The organism is Moorena sp. SIO4E2 (assembly GCF_010671945.1).
GTDB classification, from domain to species: Bacteria; Cyanobacteriota; Cyanobacteriia; order Cyanobacteriales; family Coleofasciculaceae; genus Moorena; species Moorena producens.
The window spans coordinates 1-1323 of record NZ_JAAHIE010001267.1 but is presented as its reverse complement, the minus strand read 5'-3'; the positions used below and the strand labels follow the sequence as shown (position 1 = coordinate 1323).

Annotated in this window: 2 protein-coding genes; one reads left to right on the top strand and one right to left on the bottom strand. The window is 43.2% G+C overall.

Annotation, left to right across the window (positions count from 1 at the left end; genetic code table 11):
• Positions 1-563 (top strand): 4-hydroxythreonine-4-phosphate dehydrogenase PdxA (locus F6K37_RS42825; protein ID WP_287257274.1); only part of this gene is annotated, 563 nt, incomplete at its 5' end.
• Between the two features lie 20 nt (positions 564-583).
• Here F6K37_RS42825 and F6K37_RS42820 read toward each other — a convergent pair.
• The gene (locus F6K37_RS42820) at positions 584-958 is read right to left on the bottom strand and encodes a hypothetical protein (RefSeq protein WP_287257273.1); all 375 of its coding nucleotides are present in this window, start codon (positions 956-958) and stop codon (positions 584-586) included.
• Positions 959-1323: the final 365 nt, after the last annotated feature.

Below are 1323 nucleotides of genomic sequence, written 5' to 3'. Positions count from 1 at the left end.
TCACACATATTCCCTTAAGTCAAGTACCAAACATCTTAACGCCATTATTGATGGGGAGTAAACTAGACTTACTAATCGCCTGCTTGGCTAGTGATTTTGGGATCAAGAAACCTCGAATCGCGATTTCTGGGTTAAATCCTCATAGTGGTGAGCAGGGTCAGTTAGGTTGTGAAGAACAAGATTGGCTGATTCCCTGGCTAGAGAAAGAGCGTCAGCAACGCCCGACTATCCAATTAGATGGACCAATACCTCCTGACACGCTTTGGGTAAAACCTGGTCAGGCTTGGTACGGCAAGCACCAGCAGTACGCTGATGATGCTCATGATGCTTATTTGGCACTGTATCATGACCAGGGCTTAATTCCTGTCAAACTTATGGCATTTGACCGAGCGATCAATACTACCATCGGTTTACCGTTTGTGCGCACTTCTCCTGATCATGGCACAGCGTTTGATATTGCTGGTCTTGGCATTGCTAACGCTACTAGCATGAAGGCTGCAATTAGCCTGGCTACTGAACTGGTGAACCAGAGGTTGAGTAACCGTTTAGCTATCAGTGCTTAGAACAAACCTGTACTCAACCTTTATTCTCTTAGTGGAACTGCCAACTGGACTTTTTGAGTATTGCGAGTAGTTGAGGATTGAGGAAACACATTAAGTTCTTCCTGCTGGATGACATCCCCAAAAACTATGTCTACATTGTCCCTTGAACCAACCTTGAACTTAGGCTGTAAATTGTTACCTAAGCCTTCCGTTTCCTCCAGCTCTAGTGATGTTGGGAAAAAGGTGCCATAATCATCTGAGACCGTGCGACCATTAACTTGGCGGAGGGTATCACCAGACAGGGTTACTGAATCGCTTGGCTCACTAGACTGCGCTCCTGACTGAGCATAGGCAAGAGGTACCAATCCCACAACTATCCAGCCGATTCCTACTATAACTAGTGTTTTACGGATCATCAGCTTTCTCCTGGTTTTTTTATTTACCTTATTTTATTTATTTATTTTTATTTTAGTAGTCATGAGATTAATCTGGCATCCGAATAGATCCTTATAAAAAAAATAAGCGGTAGTAATTTTAACTATAGTTATTAATTAGACTTGGCACAAGTATAACTGAATCTTTTAACTGGCGCTATCAGTCAAGACGCTACTTGAAAAGCTACCCTTGTCAGCTATAAGCTCGACTAGCCTGTTTAGGCTGACTGCTAAAAGCTCACCGTCAACAATATCACTTACTTTATGACCATCATTCGTGTACCAAAGTCCTGGGAACTGCCAGAGCAACAAGTCACCTCAGAAACGGCTTATTCTAACCGACGTCG

Coding starts and splice junctions, on each gene's coding strand:
- F6K37_RS42820 (WP_287257273.1), bottom strand. CDS start 958: ATGATCCGTAAAACACTAGTTATAGTAGGAATCGGCTGGATAGTTGTG.